Source organism: Pseudomonas sp. 8AS (genome assembly GCF_902506505.1).
GTDB lineage: Bacteria > Pseudomonadota > Gammaproteobacteria > Pseudomonadales > Pseudomonadaceae > Aquipseudomonas.
Window position 1 is genome coordinate 2,525,732 of sequence record NZ_LR733406.1, and the last position, 25,311, is coordinate 2,551,042.

Below are 25,311 nucleotides of genomic sequence, written 5' to 3' on the forward strand. Positions count from 1 at the left end.
CGTCATGGGCAAAATCCAACAAGACACCTGGCCGGTGATCCGCGATCTGCGCGATTTCGATACGCGCAGCGGCAACCGTCTCGAGCGCCTGGTGTTCAACCACCGCGGGCTGTTCGTCCTGCTCATGGTGCTGACCACCCTGGTGCTGGGCTATATGGCCGCGACCCGTCTGGAGCTGCGTCCCAGCTTCGAGAAGATGATCCCGCAGAGCCAGCCCTACATCCGCAACTACCTGGACAACCGCGCCTCGCTGCGCGGCCTGGGCAACTCGGTGCGGGTGGTGGTGGAGAACACCCAGGGCGACATCTTCGACCCCGAGTACCTGGAGACCCTCAAACAGGTCAACGACAAGCTGTTCCTCGCCCCGGGCGTGGACCGCGCCTGGATGAAGTCGCTGTGGACGCCTGCGGTGCGCTGGACCGAGGTCACCGAGGAAGGCTTCCAGGGCGGCCCGGTGATGCCCGACAGCTACAGTGGCAAGCCCGAGGACATCGAGCAGCTGCGGCAGAACATCACCCGCGCCGGCATAGTCGGCAGCCTGGTGGCCAGCGATTTCAAGTCGACCATGCTGATCGTGCCGCTGCTGGACCGCGACACCGCCACCGGCAAGGGCATCGACTACCACCAGTTCTCGCGCATGCTCGAGGAGCAGCTGCGTGACCAGGTCGAGTTCGCCGGCGACAGCGATGCGCGGGCCTCGGGCGAGGAGGGCGGCGGCAAGTACAAGATCCGCGTGATCGGCTTCGCCAAGCTGGTCGGCGACCTGATCGACGGCCTGATCCAGGTGATGCTGTTTTTCGCCCTGGCGGTGGTCACCTCGATCGCCATCATCTACCTCTACACCCGCTGCATCCGCAGCACCCTGCTGGTGATCGGCTGCTCGCTGATGGCGGTGGTCTGGCAGCTGGGCCTGGTCGCCTGGCTGGGCTACGCCATCGACCCCTACTCGATCCTGGTGCCCTTCCTGATCTTCGCCATCGGCGTGTCCCACGCGGCGCAGAAGATGAACGGCATCATGCAGGACATCGGCCGCGGCACCCACAAGCTGGTGGCGGCGCGCTACACCTTCCGCCGCCTGTTCATCGCCGGGGTCACCGCGCTGCTGGCCGACGCCGTGGGCTTCGCCGTGCTGATGCTGATCGACATCCCGGTGATCCAGGACCTGGCCATCACCGCCAGCATCGGCGTGGCCGTACTGATCTTCACCTCGCTGCTGATGATGCCGGTGGCGCTGTCCTACGTCGGTGTCGGCCGCAAGGCCGCCGAGCGGGCGCTGAAGATCGACAACCGCGCCGCCCAGCATCGCGGCTTCGGCAAGCTGTGGGACCTGCTCGACCGCTTCACCACCCGCAAGTGGGCCACCGGCGCGGTGCTGATCGGCCTGCTGATGGGCATCGGCGGCTTCATGGTCAGCCTGCAGCTGAAGATCGGCGATCTGGACAGCGGCGCTCCGGAGCTGCGCGCCGACTCGCGCTACAACCGCGACAACGCCTACATCACCAGCCACTACGCGCTGTCCAGCGATCTGTTCGCGGTGATGATCAAGACCGCTCCCGAAGGCTGCCTGAACTACGACACCCTGATCCTGGCCGACCGCCTGGCCTGGGAGCTGCAGCAGCATCCGGGGGTGCAGACCACGGTGTCGCTGGTCAACGCGGTGCGCCAGATCACCGCCGGCTCCTTCGAGGGCAACCCGAAGATGGCCAGCATCCAGCGCAACCAGGACATGCTCAACTACGCGGCGCAGCAGGCCTCGGTCAACGCCCCCGAGCTGTTCAACACCGACTGCTCGCTGATGCCGGTGATCGCCTACCTCAAGGACCACAAGGCCGAGACCCTCGACCAGGTGGTGGCCATCGCCGACCAGTTCGCCCGCGACAACAGCACGCCGGAGCGCCAGTTCCTGCTGGCTGCCGGTAGCGCCGGGATCGAGGCGGCGACCAACATCGTGGTGCGCGAGGCCAACCGCACCATGCTGCTGTACGTGTACCTGGCGGTGGCGCTGTTCTGCCTGTTCACCTTCCGCAGCTGGCGCGCCATGCTGGTGGCGCTGCTGCCGCTGGTGCTGACCTCGATCCTCTGCGAGGCGCTGATGGTGTGGATGGGCATCGGCGTGAAGGTCGCCACCCTGCCGGTGATCGCCCTGGGCGTGGGTATCGGTGTGGACTATGCGCTGTACCTGCTCAGCGTGCAGCTGCACTACCAGCGCCAGGGCATGTCGCTGTCCGACGCCTACCAGAACGCCATCGCCTTCACCGGCCGGGTGGTCGGCCTGGTCGGCATCACCCTGGCCGCCGGCGTGGTGTGCTGGGCCTGGTCGCCGATCAAGTTCCAGGCCGACATGGGCATCCTGCTGACCTTCATGTTCCTGTGGAACATGCTCGGTGCGCTGATCCTGATCCCGGCGCTGTCGCACTTCCTGCTCAAGAGCAAGGCGTGAGTCAACCGGGTGAGCGCCCCCTGCGGGCGCTTTCCTGGCACCACGCCCTGCGCCTGTGAGCGTGCCTGTGCTGAACCTGTCCATGCCCCTCGCCGAACTGCACCAGGCCGGCCGCCTGCCTGGCCGGCTTGGCCTGCCCTGGCTTGCCGGGTTGCTGTTGTGCCTGGGCGGTTCGGCCCTGGCGGCGGATTTCTCGGTCTGCGTCAGCGACGAGGAATTTCCACCCTTCACCCATCCGCGCCACGAAAGCCAGAGCCAGCAGCTGATCAGGCGGGCAGCCGAACGCCAGGGTCTGCGGGTGACCTTCGTCGCCCAGCCCTGGCGGCGCTGCCTGGCCGGGGTGCGGCGCGATCTGTACAGCGCCGTGGCTGGCGCGGCCGCCACCACGGAATATCGGCAGTTCATGGCTTTTCCGCTGCTGGCCGGGGAGCCGGATCCGCGGCGCGCGCTGGGTACGACGCGGATCGTGGTATTTCGCACCCGCGGCAGCCATGCCGACTGGAATGGCCGGCGATTTCGCGGGCTCGACAAGCCGCTGCTGTATCTCTCCGGACGCACGACGCTCAAGGTGCTGCTGGAGGGCATGGCTGTCCCCACGGTCGATACCGCGCGCAACTCCAGACAGCTGGCGCTCATGCTGCAGAAGGAGCGTGGCAGCCTGGCGATCGACCATGAGCACCAGGTCGAGCGGCTGCTCGCCATGCCGGAGTTTCGCGGTCGCCTGGAGGTCCTGCCGGCCCCCCTGGCCGAAGGAGCCATCTACCTGGCCGTGGGCCGGCAGGTGTACGAGAGCCACAGCCAGACCGTCGAAGCCATCTGGAACGATATCGCTGCCGCGCTACCCATGAACGGCCCGCCGTCACCAGGGGTTCATCGTCCGCGCTGAACAACGGCGAGCATGGTTTGCCCGGTATTTCGCGGCGCGCATGGGTAGGTTGGCGTTGAGCGCAACGAAGCCCAACAACCGGGGCAGGGTCTTTGGGCTTCGTCGCGCTGCGCCTCAACCCAATCTGCGACGCTAAAGTCCCGCCCACGAAAGCGCGGCAAGCGCCACATGAAAATGCAAAAGCCCCGCACCAGGCGGGGCTTCTGCATTGCAGCTAACGCTTAGACCTGAACGGCAGGGATCTTGGCGTTGGCCGCGGCTTCGCGGAACTCGGCGATCTGGTCGAAGGAGAGGTAGCGGTAAACGTCGGCAGCCATGCTGTCGATGTCTTTCGCGTACTCCATGTACTCCTCGACGGTCGGCAGCTTACCGGTGATCGAGGCGACCGCTGCCAGTTCGGCAGAGGCCAGGTACACGTTGGTGGCGTCGCCCAGACGGTTCGGGAAGTTACGGGTCGAGGTGGAGACCACGGTCGAACCGGTCTGTACCCGCGCCTGGTTACCCATGCACAGCGAGCAGCCCGGCATTTCCAGGCGCGCGCCGGAGCGGCCGAAGATGCCGTAGTAGCCTTCCTCGGTCAGCTGGTGGACGTCCATCTTGGTCGGCGGCGCCAGCCACAGACGGGTCGGAATGCCGCCCTTGACCTTGTCCAGCAGCTTACCGGCAGCGCGGAAGTGACCGATGTTGGTCATGCACGAACCGATGAACACTTCGTCGATCTTCTGCCCGGCCACGCTGGACAGCAGGCGGGCGTCGTCCGGGTCGTTCGGCGCGCAGAGTACCGGCTCTTTGACCTCGGCCAGGTCGATCTCGATGATCTCGGCGTATTCGGCATCCTTGTCGGCTTCCAGCAGTTGCGGGTTGGCCAGCCAGGCTTCCATGGCCTGGGCGCGACGCTCCAGGGTGCGGGCATCGCCGTAGCCTTCGCCGATCATCCAGCGCAGCATGGTGATGTTGGAGCGCAGGTACTCGGCGATGGCCTTTTCCGGCAGCTTGATGGTGCAACCGGCGGCGGAACGTTCGGCGGAGGCGTCGGACAGCTCGAAAGCCTGCTCGACGGTCAGCTCGTCCAGACCTTCGATCTCCAGGATGCGGCCGGAGAAGGCGTTGATCTTGCCCTTCTTCTCGACGGTCAGCAGGCCCTGCTTGATCGCGTAGTAAGGGATGGCGTGTACCAGGTCACGCAGGGTGATGCCCGGCTGCAGCTTGCCCTTGAAACGCACCAGCACCGACTCCGGCATGTCCAGCGGCATGACGCCGGTGGCGGCGGCGAAGGCGACCAGGCCGGAACCGGCCGGGAAGGAGATACCCAGCGGGAAGCGGGTGTGCGAGTCGCCACCGGTACCGACGGTATCCGGCAGCAGCATGCGGTTCAGCCAGCTGTGGATGATGCCGTCGCCGGGCTTGAGGGAGACGCCGCCGCGATTGCGCATGAAGTCGGGCAGGCTGTGGTGGGTCTTCACATCCACCGGCTTGGGGTAGGCGGCGGTGTGGCAGAAGGACTGCATCACCAGGTCGGCGGAGAAGCCCAGGCACGCCAGGTCCTTCAGCTCGTCGCGGGTCATCGGGCCGGTGGTGTCCTGCGAGCCGACGGTGGTCATCTTCGGTTCGCAGTAGGTGCCGGGGCGGATGCCTTCGACGCCGCAGGCGCGGCCGACCATCTTCTGCGCCAGGGTGAAGCCCTTGCCGCTGTCGGCCGGGGCTTGCGGCTTCTTGAACAGGGTGGACGGCGCCAGGCCCAGCTCGGCGCGGGCCTTCTCGGTCAGGCCGCGGCCGATGATCAGCGGAATGCGGCCGCCGGCGCGCACTTCGTCGAGCAAGACCTCGGTTTTCAGTTCGAAGCTGGCCAGCAGTTCTTCGCTGCCATGCTTGCAGACCTTGCCGGCGTAGGGGTAGAGGTCGATCACGTCGCCCATGTGCAGGTTGGCCACGTCGAACTCGATCGGCAGGGCGCCGGCGTCTTCCATGGTGTTGTAGAAGATCGGCGCGATCTTGTTGCCGAAGCAGAAGCCGCCGGCGCGCTTGTTAGGCACGTTGGGGATGTCGTCGCCGAAGAACCACTGCACCGAGTTGGTGGCGGACTTGCGCGAGGAGCCGGTGCCGACCACGTCGCCGACATAGGCCACCGGGTAGCCCTTGGCCTTGACCGCGGCGATCTGCGCCAGCGGGCCGATGGCGCCGGGTTGCTGCGGCTCGATGCCGTCGCGGGCCATCTTCAGCATGGCCAGGGCGTGCTGCGGGATATCCGGGCGCGACCAGGCTTCGGTGGCCGGCGACAGGTCGTCGGTGTTGGTTTCGCCGGGCACCTTGAATACGGTCAGGGTGATCTTCTCGGCCAGCAGCGGGCGGTTCTGGAACCACTCGCCCTCGGCCCAGGAGGCCAGCACGGCCTTGGCCGCGGCGTTGCCCTGCTTGGCGCGTTCGGCGACGTCGTGGAAGGCGTCGAACATCAGCAGGGTGTGCTTGAGCTGTTCGGCAGCCACATCGGCCAGCTCGGCGTCGTCCAGCAGCTCGACCAGGGTGGTGATGTTGTAGCCGCCCTGCATGGTGCCCAGCAGCTCGACGGCGCGGCTCTTGGACAGCAGCGGCGAGCTGGCTTCGCCCTTGGCCAGGGCGGAGAGGAAACCGGCCTTGACGTAGGCGGCTTCGTCCACGCCGGCGGGGACGCGGTTGCTGATCAGGTCGAGCAGGGTGGCTTCTTCGCCAGCCGTTGGATTTTGCAGCAGCTCGACCAGGGCGGCGGTCTGTTCGGCGCTCAGCGCCAGGGGCGGCAGGCCCAGCGCGGCGCGCTCGGCTACATGGTTGCGATAGGCTTCAAGCACGGTGTGGTTCCTCGGGTCGGAAGGCCCCTGTGGTGAGTTCTCGGGGCCGGTCGATGAGTCGGCGCGCCGGCTGGGTGTGCCGGGCGCTCGGTGCTGCTCTCCCTTCAGAGAGAGGGCTGGGGAGGGGCCGCCTTTCCGAGACAGTGATCCACCCTAACCCGCTCTCGGAAGGGAGAGCGGCGGGCAGTTACTTCTTGGCGGCGAACAGCGCGTCGAGGCTCTGCTCGAAGGCGTGGTAGTTGATGCGCTCGTACAGCTCCATGCGGGTCTGCATGGTGTCGACCACGTTCTTCTGGGTGCCGTCGCGGCGCACGGCCATGTAGACGTTCTCCGCCGCCTTGTTCATGGCGCGGAAGGCCGACAGCGGGTACAGCACCAGGGACACGTCGACCGCGGCCAGTTCCTCGGTGGTGTACAGCGGCGTGGCGCCGAATTCGGTGATGTTGGCCAGGATCGGCGCCTTCACCCGGTCGGCGAAGGTCTTGTACATCGCCAGCTCGGTGATCGCCTCCGGGAAGATCATGTCGGCGCCGGCCTCGATGCAGGCGGCCGCACGGTCCAGCGCCGAGTTCAGGCCTTCCACGGCTAGGGCGTCGGTGCGCGCCATGATCACGAAGCTGTCGTCGGTACGGGCATCCACGGCTGCCTTGATGCGGTCGACCATCTCCTGCTGGGAGACGATTTCCTTGTTCGGACGGTGGCCGCAGCGCTTGGCGCCGACCTGGTCCTCGATATGGATGGCGGCGGCGCCGAACTTGATCATCGACTTGACGGTGCGCGCCACGTTGAACGCCGAGGCGCCGAAGCCGGTGTCGACATCCACCAGCAGCGGCAGGTCGCACACGTCGGTAATGCGGCGCACGTCGGTGAGCACGTCATCCAGGCCGGTGATGCCCAGGTCCGGCAGGCCCAGGGAGCCGGCGGCCACTCCGCCGCCGGACAGGTAGATGGCCTTGAAGCCGGCGCGCTTGGCCAGCAGGGCATGGTTGGCGTTGATCGCGCCGATCACTTGCAGGGGATGTTCGCTGGCGACCGCATCGCGAAAGCGCTGGCCGGGAGTGTTCAAGCTCATGACTCACCTCTGGGTTCGGTTGTCTGTTGTTGAAGACCCGGCGCCCACGGCGTCGTGTCGACACATTCTTGGATTTGCTCGAAAAGTACCCAGCCAGAACCGGTTGGTCAATGGAAATGTTGAAAATTGTCGACAATGTTGATGGGCGGCATGCGGCCGCCTGCCAGCCAGCTACGGTTGCAGGTCCTGCGAGCCGCGTGAGCACTGCGGCTGGCGGGCATTGCTGGTTGGGTTGGTGGATGGCGCGCATGGGGCGCGCAAGGTGGCTGGCGGTATTGTCGACAATTTGTCGCTGCCCGCGCGCTCTCGGGGCGGGCGTTGTGGTGATTTATGGAGCTGTAGGCGCCTAAAGCCTGTGGTCGAAGCCTGCGTGTCATGAAATGGCTGATGTTTGTCATTAAATGAAAAGACGTTGGAGCGGGATGCCCCTAGATTGAGGCCGTTTTGCGCAATCGGTTGCGGGAATCTCACCGGACCGGGCGCTGCAACTGAATCTAAACGGAGCTCCCCCATGTCTACCCCGGAAGTGTTTATCGTCAGCGCCGCACGAACTGCAATTGGCTCCTTCGGTGGTGCGCTCAAGGACACGCCGCTGGCGCAACTGGCCACCACGGCGGTGAGCGCGGCCCTGCAGCGCAGCGGTTGTGCGGCCGAGCGGGTGGGCCATGTGGTGCTGGGCAACGTCATTCCGACCGAGGCCCGTGACGCCTACCTGTCGCGGGTGGCGGCGATGGACGCCGGCATTCCAAAGGAAACCCCGGCATTCAACGTCAACCGCCTGTGCGGTTCCGGCCTGCAGGCCATCATCTCGGCGGCGCAGGGCCTGCTGCTCGGCGAAACCGAGGTGGCGATTGCCGGCGGTGCCGAATCCATGAGCCGCGGTGCCTACCTGCTGCCCGGCGCGCGCTGGGGTGGCCGCCTTGGCGACATGCAGGCCCAGGACTACATGCTCGGTATCCTGCACGACCCCTTCCAGCGCATCCACATGGGCATCACCGCCGAGAATGTGGCCGAGCAGCAGGGCATCAGCCGCGAGGCGCAGGATGAGCTGGCCCTGGAGAGCCAGCGCCGCGCGGCCCGGGCGATTGCCGAAGGGCGCTTCGCCGGGCAGATCGTCCCGGTCGAGCTGAAGACCCGCAAGGGCGTGCAGCTGTTCGAGGTCGATGAGCATGTGCGCGGCGATGTGTCCCTGGAGCAGCTGGCGGCGATGAAGACCGCCTTCAAGCAGGGCGGCACGGTCACCGCCGGCAACGCCTCGGGTCTCAACGACGGCGCGGCGGCCGTGCTGATGGCCAGCGGCGCGGCGGTCAAGAGCGACAACCTGCGTCCGCTGGCCCGCCTGGTCAGCTATGCCCATGCCGGCGTCGAGCCGCACCTGATGGGGCTGGGGCCGATCCCGGCCACCCGCCTGGCGCTGCAGCGCGCCGGCCTCTCGGTGGCCGATCTGGATGTGATCGAGTCCAACGAAGCCTTTGCCGCCCAGGCCTGTGCCGTGGCCCGCGAGCTGGACTTCGACCCGGCCAAGCTCAACCCCAACGGTTCGGGCATTTCCCTCGGTCATCCGGTCGGTGCGACCGGGGCGATAATCGTTACCAAGGCCATTCACGAGCTGCAGCGCATCCAGGGCCGCTATGCCCTGGTGACCATGTGCATCGGCGGCGGCCAGGGCATTGCCGCCATTTTCGAGCGCGTCTGACCCGCACTCGCGGCCTTGACTCTTACAGGCGCTGCGCCAGCGCCTTCCTTATATGGCCGGGGGCGATTCGTCGCCCCGGCACTCTGTTGTGGGTAATTCCAGCATGGCTGACTACAAAGCTCCCCTGCGCGACATGCGCTTCGTGCTCAATGAAGTCTTCGAGGTGTCCAAACTCTGGGCCCAGTTGCCGGGCCTGGCCGAGGTGGTGGATGAAGACACCGCCGCCGCCATCCTCGAAGAAGCCGGCAAGGTCAGTGCCGGGGTGATCGCCCCGCTGAACCGCAGCGGCGACGAGGAAGGCTGCTCCTGGGAAGGCGGCGTGGTGACAACCCCGGCCGGCTTCCCCGAGGCCTGGCGCACCTATGCCGAAGGCGGCTGGGTCGGAGTGGTCGGCGCGCCGGAGTTCGGCGGCATGGGCATGCCCAAGGTGATCGGCGCCCAGGTCGAGGAGATGGTCAACTCGGCCAACCTGTCGTTCGGCCTGTACCCGATGCTGACCGCCGGCGCCTGCCTGTCGATCCTCAACCACGCCAGCGAGGAGCTGAAGCAGCAGTACCTGCCGCCGATGTACGAAGGCCGCTGGGCCGGTTCCATGTGCCTGACCGAGCCGCATGCGGGCACCGACCTGGGCATCATCAGAACCCGCGCCGAGCCCCAGGCCGACGGCAGCTACAAAATCACCGGCACCAAGATCTTCATCACCGGCGGCGAGCAGGATCTCTCCGAGAACATCGTCCACCTGGTGCTGGCCAAGCTGCCGGACGCCCCGGCCGGGCCGAAAGGCATCTCGCTGTTCCTGGTGCCCAAGGTGATGGTGGGTGCCGACGGCTCCCTGGGCGAGCGCAATGCAGTGAACTGCGGCTCCATCGAGCACAAGATGGGCATCAAGGCCTCCGCTACCTGCGTGATGAACTTCGACGGCGCCACCGGCTGGATAGTCGATGCGCCGAACAAGGGTCTCAACGCCATGTTCACCATGATGAACTACGAGCGCCTGGGTGTCGGCATCCAGGGTCTGGCCCTGGGCGAGCGTTCCTACCAGAGCGCCGTCGAGTACGCCCGTGACCGCATCCAGAGCCGCGCACCGAGCGGCCCGCAGGCCAAGGACAAGGCTGCCGACCCGATCATCGTGCATCCGGACGTGCGCCGCATGCTGCTGACCATGAAGGCGCTGAACGAAGGCGGTCGTACCTTCTCCAGCTACGTCGCCATGCAGCTGGACACCGCCAAGTACAGCATCGATCCGGACACCCGCAAGCGCGCCGAAGAGCTGGTGGCCCTGCTGACTCCGGTGGCCAAGGCTTTCCTTACCGACATGGGCCTGGAAACCACCATCCACGGCCAGCAGGTCTTTGGCGGCCACGGTTACGTGCGGGAGTGGGGCCAGGAGCAGCTGATCCGCGACTGCCGCATCACCCAGATCTACGAAGGTACCAACGGCATCCAGTCGCTCGACCTGATGGCGCGCAAGGTGGTCGGCAATGGCGGCAGCTTCTACCAGCACTTCAGCGATGAAGTGAAAGCCTTTATCGGCAGCGCCGATGCCTCGCTGGCCGAGTTCACCGGCCCGCTCAAGGCCGCCGTGGAGAACCTCGACGCCCTGACCCTGTGGGTCATCGAGCAGGCCAAGGCCAATCCCAACGAAGTGGGCGCCGCCTCCGTCGAGTACCTGCAGGTGTTCGGCTACACCGCCTACGCCTACATGTGGGCGTTGATGGCGCGCGCCGCCCTGGGCAAGGAGGGTGACGACGAGTTCTACGCCAGCAAACTGGGCACCGCGCGCTTCTACTTCGCCCGCCTGCTGCCGCGTATCCACTCGCTGATCGCTGCGGTCAAGGCCGGCAGCGAATCGCTGTACCTGCTCGACGCCGCGCAGTTCTGATCGCTCCGCGCCCTGGCCGGCAAGCGCCGCCGGGGCACGGTCATTGCAGATCGGTGCCCCCGCGCCGATCGAACCCTAGATGCAATTCAATGCAACCCCTTGGGAGCTGCACCATGCTCAAAACAAAAATAATGCCCTGCGCACAAGGCGCCTACAGCTACCCCTTGCTGATCAAGAGCCTGCTGCTCTCGGGGCAGCGCTACGAAGCCGAGCAGGAGATCGTCTACGCCGACAAGCTGCGTTACAACTATCGCACCCTCAACGAGCGCATCCGCCAGCTGGCCAACGCCCTGACCGCGGCCGGGGTCAAGGCCGGCGATACGGTGGCCGTGCTGGACTGGGACAGCCACCGCTACCTGGAATGCTTCTTCGCCGTGCCGATGATCGGCGCCGTGCTGCACACGGTGAACATCCGCATGTCGCCGGAGCAGGTGCTTTACACCATGAACCATGCCGAGGACGATCTGGTCCTGGTACATGACGACTTCCTGCCGCTACTGGAGCAGATCCAGGACGAGCTGACCACCGTCAAGGGCTATGTCCAGCTCACCGACGACTGCGCCAAGGCCACCAGCCTGCCGGTGTGGGGCGAGTACGAGGCCCTGCTGGCCGACGCCTCGAAGCAGTATGACTTCCCCGATTTCGACGAGAATTCGGTGGCCACCACCTTCTACACCACCGGCACCACCGGCAACCCGAAAGGGGTGTACTTCAGCCACCGTCAACTGGTGCTGCATACCCTCAATGCCGTCGGCACCCTGGGCGCCTATCGCGGCCTGCCGCTGCTGCGCTCCGATGACGTGTACATGCCCATCACGCCGATGTTCCACGTGCATGCCTGGGGGGTGCCCTACGTGGCCACCCTGATGGGCATCAAGCAGGTCTATCCGGGCCGTTACGAGCCCAACACCCTGGTTCGCCTGTTCCGTGAGGAAAAGGTCAGCTTCTCCCATTGCGTGCCGACCATCCTGCAGATGCTCCTCAGCTGCCCGGAAGCGGCGCAGACCGACTTCAGCGGCTGGAAGATCCTCATCGGCGGCAGCGCCCTGGCCCTCGGCATCGCCAGCCAGGCCGCCAATCGCGGCATGCTGGTACACGCCGGCTACGGCATGTCGGAAACCTGCCCGCTGCTGTGCACCACCTACCTGCGCGCCGCCGAACTGGCGCAGCCGATGGATGCGCAACTGCCCCTGCGGATCAAGGCCGGGGTGCCGGTCGCCATGGTTGACATGCGGATCATCGATGCCAATGGCCAGGACGTGCCGCACGACGGCGAGGCAGTGGGCGAGATCGTGGTGCGCGCGCCGTGGCTGACCCAGGGCTACCTGCACGAGCCGGAAAAGGGCGCCGAGCTGTGGGAAGGCGGCTGGCTGCATACCGGCGACATCGGCTCCATCGATGAGCGCGGCGGCCTGGAAATCAAGGACCGGATCAAGGACGTGATCAAGACCGGTGGCGAGTGGATCAGCTCCCTGGATCTGGAGAGCATGATCAGCGAGCACCCGGCGGTCACATCGGTCGCTGTGGTCGGAATTCCCGATGACCAGTGGGGCGAGCGACCCATGGCGATGGTGGTCTGCGCTCCCGGCGCCGCGCTCGACCAGGCAGCGCTGGAGCAGCACCTGCTGCAGTTCGTCGACAGCGGGCAGATCAACAAGTGGGCGATCCCCAAGCAGATCAAGTTCGTCGCCGACATCCCCAAGACCAGCGTCGGCAAGATCAACAAGAAGCTCATCCGGGAGAACGAGCTGGCGGGCCGCTGAATATCGGGGTGCTGTAGGGAGCCTGGCCCCAGGGACGGAGCAGGGCGGGCAGGGTGGCGCTGGGCGTACGGCCTGAGGCGACCGATTGCGATTATCGAACCATGGTTCGATAATCGCGCAAACTCCGCGCCCCACGCACAGGACGACACCCATGAGCGAAGAATCCCGTCTGCCGCTGCCGACCCTGGCACCGCCCATAGTCGCCTCGCCGGCCAAGCGCATCGAGGCGCTGACCGGCGACCCCAACTTCATGACCTCGCTGGCCCGTGGCCTGGCGGTGATCCACGCCTTCCAGGAGCGCAAGCGCCACCTGACCATTGCCCAGATCAGCCACCGCACCGAGATTCCCCGCGCCGCCGTGCGCCGTTGCCTGCATACCCTGATGAAGCTGGGCTATGCCACCACCGACGGGCGTACCTATTCGCTGCTGCCCAAGGTGCTCACCCTCGGCCATGCCTACCTGTCGTCGACGCCACTGGCGGTCACCGCCCAGCCGATCCTCGACCGCCTCAGCGAGCAGCTGCACGAGGCCTGCTCCATGGCCACCCTGGAGGGTGACGAGATTCTCTACATCGCCCGTTCGGCCACCCCGCAGCGCCTGATTTCGGTCGACCTCAGCGTCGGCAGCCGGCTGCCGGCCTACTGCACGTCCATGGGCCGCATCCTCCTCGCCGGTCTGGATGACCAGGCTCTGGACGATTACCTGGAACACGCCGATCTACAGGTGAAGACCAGCCGCACCATCCATACGGTCGAAGGCCTGCGCGCCAATATCGAGGAGATCCGCCGGCAGGGCTGGGTGATCATCGACCAGGAGCTGGAGATCGGCCTGCGCTCGGTCGCCGTGCCGCTGAAGGATTCCGCCGGCCAGGTGCTGGCCGCCCTCAACGTCGGCACCCATGTCAGCCGCGTATCGCGCCAGGAGCTGGAGTCGCGCTACCTGCCGGTGCTGCTGGAGGCCAGCCGCGAGCTGAGTACGCGCCTGTTTCACTGAGAGTCTGCCGGCAATTTCCCGTGGGGTGCGCCGTGCGCACCGCGACCCCATGCGAGCATTCCGGTGCACACGGCGCACCCTCGGCGTCCAACCTGTCGCCCAACAGTGCTGAGAGCTAGCTGGGTAACGCCCCGGCCAGTGCCGGGGCGCTGTCGTTTCTGAGGAATGTCGCTCAAGACTGTGTTCGATAATCGCACCTATAGTCGATTATCGGATTGTTTGGCCAGAAGGCTGGCGCTAACGTCTGTTCACCGGCGACTACCGTGCGCCACGGAAAACCAGACGAGAACCCCCATGGCTGAAATCCTCTCCCTGCGCGAAGCCATCCAGCGCTTCGTCCACGACGGCGACAGCATCGCCCTCGAAGGCTTCACCCACCTGATCCCGACCGCCGCGGCCCATGAAATCATCCGCCAGGGGCGCAAGGACCTGACCCTGATCCGCATGACTCCGGACCTGGTCTACGACCTGCTGATCGGTGCCGGTTGCGCCAAGAAGCTGATCTTCTCCTGGGGCGGCAACCCCGGCGTGGGCTCGCTGCACCGTCTGCGCGACGCGGTGGAGAAGGGCTGGCCGCAGGCCCTGGAGATCGAGGAACACAGCCACGCCGACCTGGCCAACTCCTACGTGGCCGGCGCCTCCGGCCTGCCGTTCGCGGTGCTGCGCGCCTACGCCGGCTCCGACCTGCCCAAGGTCAACCCGCTGATCAAGAGCGTCACCTGCCCGTTCACCGGCGAAGTGCTGGCCGCCGTGCCCAGCGTGCGCCCGGACGTCACCGTGATCCACGCGCAGAAGGCCGACCGCAAGGGCAACGTGCTGATCCAGGGCATCCTCGGCGTGCAGAAGGAAGCGGCCCTGGCCGCCAAGCGCTGCATCGTCACAGTCGAGGAAATCGTCGACGACTTGCAGGCGCCGATGAACGCCTGCGTGCTGCCGGGCTGGGCGCTGACTGCCGTGTGCCTGGTGCCGGGCGGCGCCCATCCGTCCTACGCCCACGGCTACTACGAGCGCGACAACCGTTTCTACCAGGCCTGGGACCCGATCGCCCGCGACCGCGAAACCTTCACCGCCTGGATCGACACCTACATCCGCGGCACCGCCGATTTCGCCGCCTATCAGGCCAAGCTTCAGGAGGCCAACTAATGAGCGCCTACAGCACCAATGAAATGATGACCGTGGCCGCCTCGCGCCGCCTCGGCAACAGCGATGTGACCTTCGTCGGTATCGGCCTGCCGTCCAAGGCCGCCAACCTGGCGCGCCTGACCCACGCCCCGGACGTGACCCTGATCTACGAATCCGGCCCGATCGGCGCCAAGCCCAGCGTGCTGCCGCTGTCCATCGGCGACGGCGAACTGGCCGAGACCGCCGACACTGTGGTGCCCACCGGCGAGATCTTCCGCTACTGGCTGCAGGGCGGGCGCATCGACGTCGGCTTCCTCGGTGCGGCCCAGGTCGACAGGTTCGGCAACATCAACACCACCGTGATCGGCGACTACCACAAGCCGAAAGTGCGCCTGCCGGGTGCCGGCGGCGCGCCGGAGATCGCCGGTTCGGCGAAGAAGGTGTTCATCATCCTCAAGCAGGGTCACCGCACCTTCGTCGACAAGCTGGCCTTTATCACCTCGGTCGGCCACGGCGAGGGCGGCGAGCATCGCCAGCAGCTGGGCCTGCCCGGCGCCGGCCCGGTGGCGATCATCACCGACCTGTGCATCATGGAGCCGGAGGCCGGCAGCAAGGAGTTCGTGGTCACCTCGATCCATCCGGGCGTGAGCCGCGAGCAGATCATCGCCGCCACCGGCTGGCCGATCCGTTTCGCCGAGCAGGTGGCCGAAACTGCGGCGCCCGAGGCTCATGAACTGGAAGCCCTGCGCGCCCTGGAAGCTCGCACCGCCGCGGCCCACGGCCAGGCCGGGGGTGAGGAATGAGCCGCGACGTATTCATCTGCGACGCCATCCGCACGCCGATCGGCCGCTTCGGCGGTGGCCTGGCAGCGGTGCGCGCCGACGACCTGGCAGCCATTCCGCTCAGGGCTCTGCTCGAGCGTAATCCGCAGCTCGACCCGGCGGCCATCGACGAAGTCTTCATGGGCTGCGCCAACCAGGCCGGCGAGGACAACCGCAACGTGGCGCGCATGGCCCTGTTGCTGGCCGGTCTGCCGGAGACTATCCCGGGGGTGACCCTCAATCGCCTGTGCGCCTCGGGCATGGATGCGGTGGGCACCGCCTTCCGCGCCATCGCCAGTGGCGAAATGGAACTGGCCCTGGCCGGTGGCGTCGAGTCGATGTCCCGCGCGCCCTATGTAATGGGCAAGGCCGATAGTGCCTTCGCTCGTGGGCAAAAAATTGAAGACACCACCATCGGCTGGCGCTTCATCAACCCGCTGATGAAAGAACAGTACGGCGTGGACGCCATGCCGCAGACCGCCGACAACGTGGCCGATGATTACGCGGTGTCGCGCGCCGACCAGGACGCCTTCGCCCTGCGCAGCCAGCAGCGTGCCGGGCGCGCCCAGGCCGAGGGCTTCTTCGCCGAGGAAATCGTCCCGGTGCGGATCAAGGGCAAGAAGGGCGATACGCTGATCGAGGCGGACGAACATTTGCGTCCGGACACCACCGCCGAGGCGCTGGCCAGGCTCAAGCCGATCAATGGCGAGGGCAAGACTGTCACCGCCGGCAATGCCTCGGGCGTCAACGACGGCGCCGTGGCGCTGATCCTGGCCTCGCGCGAGGCGGTACAGAAATATGGCCTGACCGCCCGCGCCAAGGTGCTGGGCATGGCCAGCGCCGGCGTGGCGCCGCGGGTGATGGGCATCGGCCCGGTGCCGGCGGTGCGCAAGCTGCTCGAGCGCTTGAAGATCGGCATCCATGACTTCGACGTGATCGAACTCAACGAAGCCTTCGCCGCCCAGGGCCTGGCCGTCACCCGCGAACTGGGCCTGGCCGACGATGATGCCCGGGTCAATCCGAATGGCGGCGCCATCGCCCTCGGTCACCCGCTGGGTGCCAGCGGCGCGCGCCTGGTGCAGACTGCCTTGCATCAGCTGGAGAAGTCCGGCGGCCGTCTGGGCCTGGCGACCATGTGCGTCGGCGTCGGCCAGGGCCTGGCCCTGGCCATTCAACGTGTTTGAAGAGGAAACCGCTGTGCCTGTGATTGCTCTCGCCGACGGCGACCTGAACTACCGCCTGGATGGCCCGGCGGATGCGCCGGTGCTGGTGCTGTCCAACTCCCTGGGCACCGACCTGCATATGTGGGATGCGCAGATCCCGCTGTGGAGCCAACACTTGCGCGTGCTGCGCTACGACACTCGCGGCCATGGCGGCTCGCTGGTCACGAACGGCCCCTACAGCATCGAACAGCTGGGCCGCGATGTGCTGGCCCTGACCGATGCCCTGAATATCCAGGCGTTCAGCTTCTGTGGTCTGTCCATGGGCGGGCTGATCGGCCAGTGGCTGGCGATCAACGCACCGCAGCGCATCCAGCGCCTGGTGCTGTGCAACACCGCGGCGAAGATCGGCAGTCCGGAAGTATGGAACCCGCGCATCGACACCGTGCTGCGTGATGGCCAGGCGGCCATGCAGGCGCTGCGTGATGCCTCCATCGCCCGCTGGTTCACTCCGGAGTTCGCTGCGGCCGAGCCGGCGCGGGTGGAGCCGGTGGTCGGCATGCTGGCCGCCACCTCGCCCCAGGGCTATGCCGCCAACTGCGCGGCAGTGCGCGATGGCGATTTCCGCGAGCAGGTCGCCGCGATCACGGCGCCGACCCTGATCGTCTGCGGCACGGCCGATGCGGTGACCACCCCGGAGCATGGTCGTTTCCTGCAGGAGTGCATTCGCGGCGCCGAGCTGGTCGAGTTTCACGCCGCGCACCTGTCCAATGTCGAGGCCGGTGAGCGGTTCGGCCGTCGCGTGCTGGATTTCCTGCGCGCCTGAGGCTCTTGCGACGCACCATGCCGCATCCGCAGGGTGCGTCTGGTGCGGCGGTTCCGCAGCCGGATCATGTTGTTCAGGCCTGTTGCGGTCTGCTGCGTCAGCCTCGCAGCCTTTGTCTCCTCGATTGCCTGCGGGACCCGCCAGGGAGTGCGGTTCTTGCCGAAGTACAGCGCTAAGTAACTGATTATTCATGCTAGACTTCGCCCGCCTTGATCGGTGAGGCTTATGGTTTGTCCTTGTTTATCAGTGGCTTAGATGCATCTTGTGCGCTCCTGAGCGCGCGCGGCGGCTGAATTGCTTGCTTGTCAGAGCTCCGGCTTTCTGAAAGCATCCGCGTTCTTACTTCCAGTGACTCTGGTTCGGTTCAGGTTGGCCCGCAAGGCTCCTGCCACTGTTAGGCAGGTATACCGCCGGATCGCTTCCTGGCTCATCCCAACCCACGTGACCTTTGGTAGGGGTCACCACTAGGAGAGGAGGCGCCATGCCCATCATTACTCTTCCCGACGGCAGTCAGCGTTCATTCGATCATCCCGTGTCCGTGCTTGAGGTCGCTCAGTCCATCGGTGCAGGCCTGGCCAAGGCCACCCTGGCCGGCAAGGTCAATGGCAAGCAGGTGGATGCCTGTGATGTGATCGACAGCGATGCAACCCTGCAAATCATCACGCCCAAAGACGAAGAGGGGCTGGAGATCATCCGCCACTCCTGTGCGCACCTGGTCGGCCACGCGGTCAAGCAGTTGTACCCGGAGGCCAAGATGGTCATCGGGCCGGTCATTGAAGAAGGCTTCTATTACGACATCGCCATCGGTCGGCCTTTCACGCCGGAAGACATGGCGGCGATCGAGAAGCGCATGGCCGAGCTGATCGACAAGGACTACGACGTCATCAAGAAGATGACCCCGCGCGCCGAAGTCATCGAGCTGTTCCAGGCCCGTGGCGAGGAATACAAGCTGCGCCTGATCGACGACATGCCGGATGAGCAGGCCATGGGCCTGTACTTCCACGAAGAATACGTCGACATGTGCCGCGGCCCGCACGTGCCGAACACGCGCTTCCTCAAGTCCTTCAAACTGACCAAGATTTCCGGCGCCTACTGGCGCGGCGACTCGAAGAACGAGCAGCTGCAGCGTGTGTATGGCACGGCCTGGGCGGACAAGAAGCAGCTGGCGGCCTACATCCAGCGCATCGAGGAAGCCGAGAAACGCGACCACCGCCGCATCGGCAAGCAGCTGGACCTGTTCCACCTGCAGGAAGAGGCGCCGGGCATGGTGTTCTGGCACCCGAACGGCTGGACCCTGTACCAGGTGCTGGAGCAGTACATGCGCCAGGTGCAGCGCGAACACGGCTACGTCGAGGTGCGCACGCCGCAGGTAGTCGATCGCATTCTCTGGGAGCGTTCGGGCCACTGGTCCAACTACGCCGAGAACATGTTCACCACCAACTCGGAAAACCGCGATTACGCGGTTAAACCGATGAACTGCCCGTGCCACGTGCAAATCTTCAACCAGGGCCTGAAGTCCTACCGCGACCTGCCGCTGCGCCTGGCCGAGTTCGGTGCCTGCCACCGCAACGAGCCGTCCGGCGCGCTGCACGGCATCATGCGCGTACGTGGCTTCACCCAGGACGACGCGCACATCTTCTGCACCGAAGATCAGGTGAAGAAGGAGGCAGCCGACTTCATCAAACTGACCCTGCAGGTCTATGCCGACTTCGGCTTCTCCGATATCGCCATGAAGCTGTCGACTCGCCCGGCCAAGCGCGTAGGTTCCGACGAGCTGTGGGATCGCGCCGAAACTGCGTTGGCCGATGCGCTGAACGAATCCGGCCTGGCGTGGGAATACCAGCCGGGTGAGGGGGCTTTCTATGGTCCGAAGATCGAGTTCACCCTCAAGGATTGCCTCGGTCGTAACTGGCAGTGCGGTACCCTGCAGTACGATCCGAACCTGCCGGAGCGCCTGGATGCCAGCTATATCGCCGAAGATAACAACCGCAAGCGTCCGGTGATGCTGCATCGCGCGATCCTCGGCTCCTTCGAGCGCTTCGTCGGCATGCTGATCGAGCATTATGCCGGTGCCTTCCCGGCCTGGTTGGCGCCGGCCCAGGCAGTGGTGATGAATATCACCGACAAGCAGGCCGATTTTGCCCTCGAAGTCGAAAAAACGCTCAATCAAAGCGGATTTCGTGCCAAGTCCGACTTGAGAAACGAGAAGATCGGCTTTAAAATCCGCGAGCATACTTTGCTCAAGGTTCCCTATCTCCTGGTTATTGGAGACCGGGAGGTTGAGACACGATCCGTTGCTGTGCGCACCCGCGAAGGCGTCGATCTGGGCTCCATGCCCCTCGAGCAGTTCGCCGATCAGCTCAAGCAAGCGGTTTCCCGGCGTGGTCGCCAAGATTCGGAGTAATCATTATTAAGCGTGAAATGAGACAAGATAAACGAGCTGCACCTAAAGCACCGATCAACGAGAATATCTCGGCCCGCGAGGTTCGGTTAATTGGTGCTGATGGCGAGCAGATTGGCATCGTCTCGATTGATGAAGCGTTGCGAGTGGCCGACGAGGCCAAGCTCGATCTGGTTGAAATTTCTGCCGACGCGGTTCCGCCGGTTTGCCGAGTGATGGACTACGGCAAGTCGATCTTCGAGAAGAAGAAGCAGATTGCCGCGGCGAAGAAAAACCAGAAGCAGATTCAGGTTAAAGAAATCAAGTTTCGTCCAGGGACGGAGGAAGGGGATTACCAGGTAAAACTACGCAACCTGGTACGTTTCCTTAGTGATGGGGATAAGGCCAAGGTATCGCTTCGATTCCGCGGCCGAGAGATGGCCCACCAGGAGCTGGGCATGGAGCTGTTGAAGCGGGTTGAAAATGACCTGCTTGAATACGGCGCCGTTGAGCAGCATCCAAAGATGGAAGGACGCCAACTGATCATGGTCATCGCCCCCAAAAAGAAGAAGTAACCACCAGGGCACGGCAGGCCTTGCGGTTATGTTTATCAACTGAATGCGGAGTATCCGAACATGCCAAAGATGAAAACCAAAAGTGGTGCAGCCAAGCGTTTTCTCAAAACCGCTACTGGCTTCAAGCACAAGCACGCTTTCAAGAGTCACATCCTGACCAAGATGTCCACTAAGCGTAAGCGTCACCTGCGCGGTAGCACCATGGTGCATCCGTCCGACGTTGCAAAAGTGGCGCGCATGCTGCGCGTTCGTTAATCGGTCAAGATAGAGGAAATTACTCATGGCTCGTGTTAAGCGTGGCGTTATCGCTCGTGCTCGTCACAAAAAAATCCTGAAACTCGCTAAAGGCTACTACGGCGCTCGTTCGCGCGTGTTCCGTGTTGCCAAGCAGGCTGTGATCAAGGCAGGCCAATACGCCTACCGCGACCGCCGTCAGCGCAAGCGTCAGTTCCGCGCTCTGTGGATCGCTCGTATCAACGCCGGTGCTCGTGTTAACGGTCTGTCCTACAGCCGTTTCATCGCTGGCCTGAAAAAAGCGTCCATCGAGATCGACCGCAAGGTTCTGGCCGATCTGGCAGTGAACGAAAAAGCGGCGTTTGCTGCGATTGTCGAGAAAGCTAAGGCCGTTCTGGCTTAAGTCCCCGACAATCACCGGGTTCGCCCGGTGCCAACGTCACCAATAGGGGAAGAGCCTTAAAGCTCTTCCCCTATTTTGTATCTGGAGTCCGTACATGGAAAACCTGGATGCATTGGTCTCGCAAGCGCTTGAGGCCGTGCAACACACCGAAGACGTCAACGCCCTGGAGCAGCTCCGGGTTCACTATCTTGGCAAGAAAGGCGAGCTGACCGCCCTGATGCAGACCCTCGGCAAGCTTTCCGCCGAAGAGCGTCCACAGGCCGGTGCTCTGATCAATGCCGCCAAGAACCAGGTTCAGGACGCCCTCAACGCCCGCAAATCCGTGCTTGAGCAGGCTATGCTCGCCGAGAAACTGGCGTCCGAGCGCATCGACGTGACCCTGCCGGGCCGTGGTCAAGCTTCTGGCGGCCTGCATCCGGTGACTCGCACGCTGGAGCGTGTCGAACAGTTCTTCACCCATATCGGCTACAACGTGGCTGAGGGGCCGGAAGTCGAAGACGACTACCACAACTTCGAAGCGCTCAACATCCCTGGCCACCACCCGGCGCGGGCGATGCATGACACCTTCTATTTCAACGCGAACATGCTGCTGCGCACTCACACCTCTCCGGTTCAGGTGCGCACCATGGAATCGCAGCAACCGCCGATCCGCATCGTTTGCCCCGGCCGCGTCTATCGCTGCGACTCCGATATCACCCACTCGCCGATGTTCCATCAGGTCGAAGGCCTGTTGATCGACGAGGGCATCAGCTTCGCCGACCTCAAGGGCACCATCGAGGAGTTCCTCCGGGTGTTCTTCGAGAAGCCGCTGGGTGTGCGTTTCCGCCCGTCCTTCTTCCCGTTCACCGAGCCGTCGGCCGAGGTCGACATGCAGTGCGTGATGTGCAGCGGCAACGGTTGCCGCGTGTGCAAGCAGACCGGCTGGCTGGAAGTCATGGGTTGCGGCATGGTGCATCCGAACGTGCTGCGCATGTCCGGCATCGACCCGGAGAAGTACCAGGGTTTCGCCTTCGGCATGGGTGTCGAGCGCCTGGCCATGTTGCGTTACGGCGTCAATGATTTGCGCCTGTTCTTCGATAACGACCTGAGGTTCCTGGCGCAATTCCGCTAGGCCACATGACCCGTATCGAATGCGTTTAGGAGAACAGACAGTATGAAATTCAGTGAACAGTGGCTGCGCAGCTGGGTCAATCCGCCGGTCTCGCGTGACGAGCTGGTGGCCCGCCTGTCCATGGTTGGCCTCGAAGTAGACAGCGTTACTCCGGCTGCCGGCGAGTTCAGCGGCATCGTGATCGGCGAGATCCTCAGTGCCGAACAGCATCCGGATGCCGACAAGCTGCGCGTGTGCCAGGTCAGCAATGGCAGCGAGAGCTTCCAGGTGGTCTGCGGCGCGCCGAATGCGCGCCCGGGCATCAAGATTCCATTCGCCATGATCGGTGCCGAACTGCCGGGCGACTTCAAGATCAAGAAGGCCAAGCTGCGTGGCGTCGAGTCCAACGGCATGCTCTGCTCGGCTTCCGAGCTGCAGATCAGTGACGACAACAGCGGCCTGATGGAGCTGGCAGCCGATGCGCCGGTGGGCGGCAATATCCGTGACTATCTCGGTCTGGATGATGCCAGCATCGAACTGGGTCTGACTCCCAACCGTGGCGACTGCCTGTCCCTGGCCGGTCTGGCCCGTGAAGTGGGTGCCATCTACGCCGCTCAGGTCACTCCGCTAGCGATTGCCCCGGTTGCTCCGGTGCATGACGAAGTGCGTCCGGTCGAAGTGCTGGCGTCCAAGGCCTGCCCGCGTTACCTGGGCCGCGTCATTCGCAATGTCGACCTGTCCAAGCCGACCCCGCTGTGGATGGTCGAGCGTTTGCGCCGTTCCGACATCCGCAGCATCGATGCGGCCGTCGACATCACCAACTACGTGATGCTCGAGCTCGGCCAGCCCATGCATGCCTTCGATCTTGCCGAGATCAGCGGCGGCATCCGCGTACGCATGGCGGAAGAGGGCGAGAAGCTGGTTCTGCTGGATGGCCAGGAAGTCAGCCTGCGTACCGACACCCTGGTGATCGCCGACCATCAGCGCGCCCTGGCTATTGCTGGCGTGATGGGTGGCGAGCACAGCGGCGTGAGCAGCAAGACCCGCGATCTGTTCCTCGAAAGCGCGTTCTTCGACACCATCGCCCTGGCCGGCAAGGCCCGTTCCTATGGCCTGCACACCGACTCCTCGCACCGCTTCGAGCGTGGCGTGGATTCGCAGCTGGCGCGTCAGGCCATGGAGCGCGCTACGGCGCTGTTGCTGGAGATCGTTGGCGGCGAAGCCGGTCCGGTCATCGAAGCCGTGAGCCAGACCGATCTGCCACAGATCGCGCCAATCACCCTGCGTGCCGAGCGCATCGACCAGATGCTGGGCATGCAGATGGATGCCGCGGAAGTGGAGCGCCTGCTTACTGCTCTGGGGCTGAGCGTATCGGCGCAAGGCGCTGGCGTCTGGCAGGTCGGTGTGCCGAGCCATCGCTTCGATATCAGCCTGGAAGTCGACCTGATCGAAGAGCTGGGTCGCCTGTATGGCTACAACCGTCTGCCAGTGCGCTACCCGCAAGCACGCCTGGCGCCGCAGGCCAAGAGCGAAGCGCGTGCCGAGCTGGCGACCCTGCGTCGTCTGCTGGTGGCACGCGGTTATCAGGAAGCGATCACTTACAGCTTCATCGATCCCAAGCTGTTCGCCCTGTTCAACCCTGGTGTCGAGCCGCTACAGCTGGCCAATCCTATCTCCGCAGATATGGCAGCGATGCGTTCCTCGCTGTGGCCGGGCCTGGTCAAGGTGCTGCAGCACAACCTCAATCGTCAGCAATCGCGCGTGCGGCTGTTTGAAAGCGGTTTGCGCTTCGTCGGTCAGCTTGAGGGCCTGAAGCAAGAGGCCATGCTGGCTGGTGTACTCACCGGCAGCCGCTTGCCGGAAGGTTGGGCGCATGGTCGTGACGATGTCGATTTCTATGATCTGAAGGCCGATGTCGAGGCGCAGCTGGGTTCCGCAGGTTCGTCCCTGGAGTTCAGCTTCGCTCCTGGCGAGCATGCTGCACTGCATCCAGGGCAAACCGCGCGTATCGAGCGCGATGGTCGCCTGGTCGGCTTCATTGGTGCGCTGCATCCGGAGCTGGCCAAGACCTTGGGTATCGATCAACCGGTCTACCTGTTCGAATTGGTATTGGCCGAAGTGGCCCAGGGGCGCATGCCGAAGTTCAGCGAACTGTCGCGCTTCCCAGAGGTGCGTCGTGACCTGGCTTTGCTGGCCGATCGTGAGCTACCGGCCGAGTCGGTACTGGCGTGCATTCGTGAGGCGGCAGGCGAGTACCTGACGGATCTCAGGCTGTTTGACGTGTATCACGGTAAAGGTATTGATCCGCATAGAAAAAGCCTGGCCGTCGGCTTGACCTGGCAGCATCCATCGCGCACTCTTAATGACGATGAGGTGAATACCACAACGCAAAATATCCTCACCTCGCTGGAAGAAAGGTTCAACGCCACGTTAAGGAAGTAGCGTATGGGGGCTCTGACGAAAGCTGAGATGGCGGAACGTCTGTATGAAGAGCTTGGCCTGAATAAACGGGAAGCCAAGGAACTGGTCGAACTGTTTTTTGAAGAGATCCGCCACGCGCTGGAGGATAACGAGCAGGTCAAGCTGTCCGGTTTCGGCAACTTTGACCTGCGCGACAAGCGCCAGCGTCCGGGTCGTAATCCGAAAACAGGCGAAGAAATCCCAATCACGGCTCGCCGTGTTGTCACCTTTCGTCCGGGCCAGAAATTGAAGGCCAGAGTAGAGGCATATGCTGGAACCAAGTCATAACGACGAGCTGCCGCCTATCCCTGGCAAGCGCTACTTCACCATCGGTGAAGTGAGTGACCTCTGTGCCGTCAAGCCTCATGTTTTACGTTACTGGGAGCAGGAGTTTCCCCAGCTTAATCCGGTGAAACGGCGAGGCAATCGCCGCTACTATCAGCGCCAGGATGTGCTGATGATCCGCCAGATTCGAGCGCTTCTGTACGACCAAGGCTTTACCATCGGCGGGGCGCGCCAGCGTCTGTCGGGCGATGAAGCCAAGGATGATACGACCCAGTACAAGCAGCTGATCCGGCAGATGATTGCCGAACTTGAGGATGTTCTGCTAGTGCTGCGAAAATAACCTAGCAGTAGCAAAAAAAACTTCCACAATTCAGCAGCTTATTGTAAAGTCCACCTCGCT

The 25,311-nt window shown here is 64.3% G+C and carries 20 protein-coding genes; 18 read left to right on the plus strand and 2 right to left on the minus strand.

The window, feature by feature from the left end; translation table 11 throughout:
- Positions 1–4: 4 nt before the first annotated feature.
- Entirely contained in the window at positions 5–2,440 is a 2,436-nt protein-coding gene (locus GV001_RS11760) for an RND family transporter (RefSeq protein ID WP_160079990.1), read from the plus strand.
- 67 nt (positions 2,441–2,507) lie between these two features.
- Entirely contained in the window at positions 2,508–3,326 is an 819-nt protein-coding gene (locus GV001_RS11765; protein WP_160079992.1) for a hypothetical protein, read from the plus strand.
- 221 nt (positions 3,327–3,547) lie between these two features.
- On the opposite strand, the gene acnB is transcribed toward GV001_RS11765, so the two are convergent.
- Together acnB and prpB are read right to left on the minus strand one after the other, a co-directional pair.
- On the minus strand, positions 3,548–6,148 hold the full coding sequence (acnB, locus tag GV001_RS11770) for a bifunctional aconitate hydratase 2/2-methylisocitrate dehydratase (RefSeq protein ID WP_160079994.1): 2,601 nt from the start codon (positions 6,146–6,148) through the stop codon (positions 3,548–3,550).
- A 187-nt stretch (positions 6,149–6,335) separates the two neighbouring features.
- Complete coding sequence (prpB, locus tag GV001_RS11775; protein ID WP_160079996.1) at positions 6,336–7,220, minus strand: methylisocitrate lyase; 885 nt, start codon at positions 7,218–7,220, stop codon at positions 6,336–6,338.
- 511 nt (positions 7,221–7,731) lie between these two features.
- Here prpB and GV001_RS11780 point away from each other — a divergent pair.
- From GV001_RS11780 to GV001_RS11855, 16 genes are all read left to right on the plus strand, one after another.
- Positions 7,732–8,916: an acetyl-CoA C-acyltransferase family protein gene (locus GV001_RS11780; protein WP_160079998.1), complete on the plus strand. Its 1,185-nt coding sequence runs from the start codon at positions 7,732–7,734 to the stop codon at positions 8,914–8,916.
- 103 nt (positions 8,917–9,019) lie between these two features.
- On the plus strand, positions 9,020–10,798 hold the full coding sequence (locus GV001_RS11785) for an acyl-CoA dehydrogenase C-terminal domain-containing protein (protein ID WP_160080000.1): 1,779 nt from the start codon (positions 9,020–9,022) through the stop codon (positions 10,796–10,798).
- A gap of 113 nt (positions 10,799–10,911) precedes the next feature.
- Positions 10,912–12,561: a fatty acid--CoA ligase gene (locus GV001_RS11790; protein ID WP_160080002.1), complete on the plus strand. Its 1,650-nt coding sequence runs from the start codon at positions 10,912–10,914 to the stop codon at positions 12,559–12,561.
- 151 nt (positions 12,562–12,712) lie between these two features.
- Positions 12,713–13,555 (plus strand): IclR family transcriptional regulator, encoded by an 843-nt coding sequence (locus GV001_RS11795; RefSeq protein ID WP_160080004.1) that lies wholly within the window; start codon positions 12,713–12,715, stop codon positions 13,553–13,555.
- A gap of 294 nt (positions 13,556–13,849) precedes the next feature.
- The gene (locus GV001_RS11800) at positions 13,850–14,698 is read left to right on the plus strand and encodes a CoA transferase subunit A (protein ID WP_160080006.1); all 849 of its coding nucleotides are present in this window, start codon (positions 13,850–13,852) and stop codon (positions 14,696–14,698) included.
- Positions 14,698–15,480 (plus strand): CoA-transferase subunit beta, encoded by a 783-nt coding sequence (locus tag GV001_RS11805; RefSeq protein ID WP_160080008.1) that lies wholly within the window; start codon positions 14,698–14,700, stop codon positions 15,478–15,480. The genes GV001_RS11800 and GV001_RS11805 overlap by 1 nt, the downstream gene beginning before the upstream one ends.
- Positions 15,477–16,682 carry a 3-oxoadipyl-CoA thiolase gene (gene pcaF / locus GV001_RS11810; protein WP_160080010.1) on the plus strand — a complete coding sequence of 402 codons (1,206 nt, stop codon included), beginning with the start codon at positions 15,477–15,479 and terminating at the stop codon, positions 16,680–16,682. The genes GV001_RS11805 and pcaF overlap by 4 nt, the downstream gene beginning before the upstream one ends.
- A 13-nt stretch (positions 16,683–16,695) precedes the next feature.
- The gene (gene pcaD / locus GV001_RS11815; RefSeq protein ID WP_160080012.1) at positions 16,696–17,484 is read left to right on the plus strand and encodes a 3-oxoadipate enol-lactonase; all 789 of its coding nucleotides are present in this window, start codon (positions 16,696–16,698) and stop codon (positions 17,482–17,484) included.
- A 481-nt stretch (positions 17,485–17,965) separates the two neighbouring features.
- Positions 17,966–19,888: a threonine--tRNA ligase gene (gene thrS / locus GV001_RS11820; RefSeq protein WP_160080014.1), complete on the plus strand. Its 1,923-nt coding sequence runs from the start codon at positions 17,966–17,968 to the stop codon at positions 19,886–19,888.
- Complete coding sequence (gene infC / locus GV001_RS11825; RefSeq protein WP_178091857.1) at positions 19,888–20,439, plus strand: translation initiation factor IF-3; 552 nt, start codon at positions 19,888–19,890, stop codon at positions 20,437–20,439. The genes thrS and infC overlap by 1 nt, the downstream gene beginning before the upstream one ends.
- A 60-nt stretch (positions 20,440–20,499) precedes the next feature.
- The gene (gene rpmI / locus GV001_RS11830; protein WP_042552869.1) at positions 20,500–20,694 is read left to right on the plus strand and encodes a 50S ribosomal protein L35; all 195 of its coding nucleotides are present in this window, start codon (positions 20,500–20,502) and stop codon (positions 20,692–20,694) included.
- A 25-nt stretch (positions 20,695–20,719) separates the two neighbouring features.
- On the plus strand, positions 20,720–21,076 hold the full coding sequence (gene rplT, locus GV001_RS11835) for a 50S ribosomal protein L20 (protein ID WP_160080018.1): 357 nt from the start codon (positions 20,720–20,722) through the stop codon (positions 21,074–21,076).
- A 94-nt stretch (positions 21,077–21,170) separates the two neighbouring features.
- Positions 21,171–22,187, plus strand: a complete 1,017-nt coding sequence (pheS, locus tag GV001_RS11840) for a phenylalanine--tRNA ligase subunit alpha (RefSeq protein ID WP_160080020.1) — start codon at positions 21,171–21,173, stop codon at positions 22,185–22,187.
- Positions 22,188–22,229: 42 nt separating this feature from the next.
- Complete coding sequence (pheT, locus tag GV001_RS11845) at positions 22,230–24,608, plus strand: phenylalanine--tRNA ligase subunit beta (protein WP_160080022.1); 2,379 nt, start codon at positions 22,230–22,232, stop codon at positions 24,606–24,608.
- Between the two features lie 3 nt (positions 24,609–24,611).
- Positions 24,612–24,914 (plus strand): integration host factor subunit alpha, encoded by a 303-nt coding sequence (gene ihfA, locus GV001_RS11850; RefSeq protein ID WP_002553164.1) that lies wholly within the window; start codon positions 24,612–24,614, stop codon positions 24,912–24,914.
- Positions 24,895–25,251 carry a MerR family transcriptional regulator gene (locus GV001_RS11855; protein WP_043310659.1) on the plus strand — a complete coding sequence of 119 codons (357 nt, stop codon included), beginning with the start codon at positions 24,895–24,897 and terminating at the stop codon, positions 25,249–25,251. Before ihfA ends, GV001_RS11855 begins: the two co-directional genes overlap by 20 nt.
- Positions 25,252–25,311 lie beyond the last annotated feature (60 nt).

What these genes read in the sequence shown, in the direction of transcription:
- ihfA (WP_002553164.1), top strand. Translation starts at nt 24,612, where the DNA reads ATGGGGGCTCTGACGAAAGCTGAGATGGCGGAACGTCTGTATGAAGAG.
- pheS (WP_160080020.1), top strand. Translation starts at nt 21,171, where the DNA reads ATGGAAAACCTGGATGCATTGGTCTCGCAAGCGCTTGAGGCCGTGCAA.
- GV001_RS11760 (WP_160079990.1), top strand. Translation starts at nt 5, where the DNA reads ATGGGCAAAATCCAACAAGACACCTGGCCGGTGATCCGCGATCTGCGC.
- GV001_RS11795 (WP_160080004.1), top strand. Translation starts at nt 12,713, where the DNA reads ATGAGCGAAGAATCCCGTCTGCCGCTGCCGACCCTGGCACCGCCCATA.
- rplT (WP_160080018.1), top strand. Translation starts at nt 20,720, where the DNA reads ATGGCTCGTGTTAAGCGTGGCGTTATCGCTCGTGCTCGTCACAAAAAA.
- prpB (WP_160079996.1), bottom strand. Translation starts at nt 7,220, where the DNA reads ATGAGCTTGAACACTCCCGGCCAGCGCTTTCGCGATGCGGTCGCCAGC.
- thrS (WP_160080014.1), top strand. Translation starts at nt 17,966, where the DNA reads ATGCCCATCATTACTCTTCCCGACGGCAGTCAGCGTTCATTCGATCAT.
- rpmI (WP_042552869.1), top strand. Translation starts at nt 20,500, where the DNA reads ATGCCAAAGATGAAAACCAAAAGTGGTGCAGCCAAGCGTTTTCTCAAA.
- GV001_RS11855 (WP_043310659.1), top strand. Translation starts at nt 24,895, where the DNA reads ATGCTGGAACCAAGTCATAACGACGAGCTGCCGCCTATCCCTGGCAAG.
- GV001_RS11800 (WP_160080006.1), top strand. Translation starts at nt 13,850, where the DNA reads ATGGCTGAAATCCTCTCCCTGCGCGAAGCCATCCAGCGCTTCGTCCAC.
- GV001_RS11790 (WP_160080002.1), top strand. Translation starts at nt 10,912, where the DNA reads ATGCTCAAAACAAAAATAATGCCCTGCGCACAAGGCGCCTACAGCTAC.
- pheT (WP_160080022.1), top strand. Translation starts at nt 22,230, where the DNA reads ATGAAATTCAGTGAACAGTGGCTGCGCAGCTGGGTCAATCCGCCGGTC.
- GV001_RS11780 (WP_160079998.1), top strand. Translation starts at nt 7,732, where the DNA reads ATGTCTACCCCGGAAGTGTTTATCGTCAGCGCCGCACGAACTGCAATT.
- GV001_RS11785 (WP_160080000.1), top strand. Translation starts at nt 9,020, where the DNA reads ATGGCTGACTACAAAGCTCCCCTGCGCGACATGCGCTTCGTGCTCAAT.
- pcaF (WP_160080010.1), top strand. Translation starts at nt 15,477, where the DNA reads ATGAGCCGCGACGTATTCATCTGCGACGCCATCCGCACGCCGATCGGC.
- GV001_RS11805 (WP_160080008.1), top strand. Translation starts at nt 14,698, where the DNA reads ATGAGCGCCTACAGCACCAATGAAATGATGACCGTGGCCGCCTCGCGC.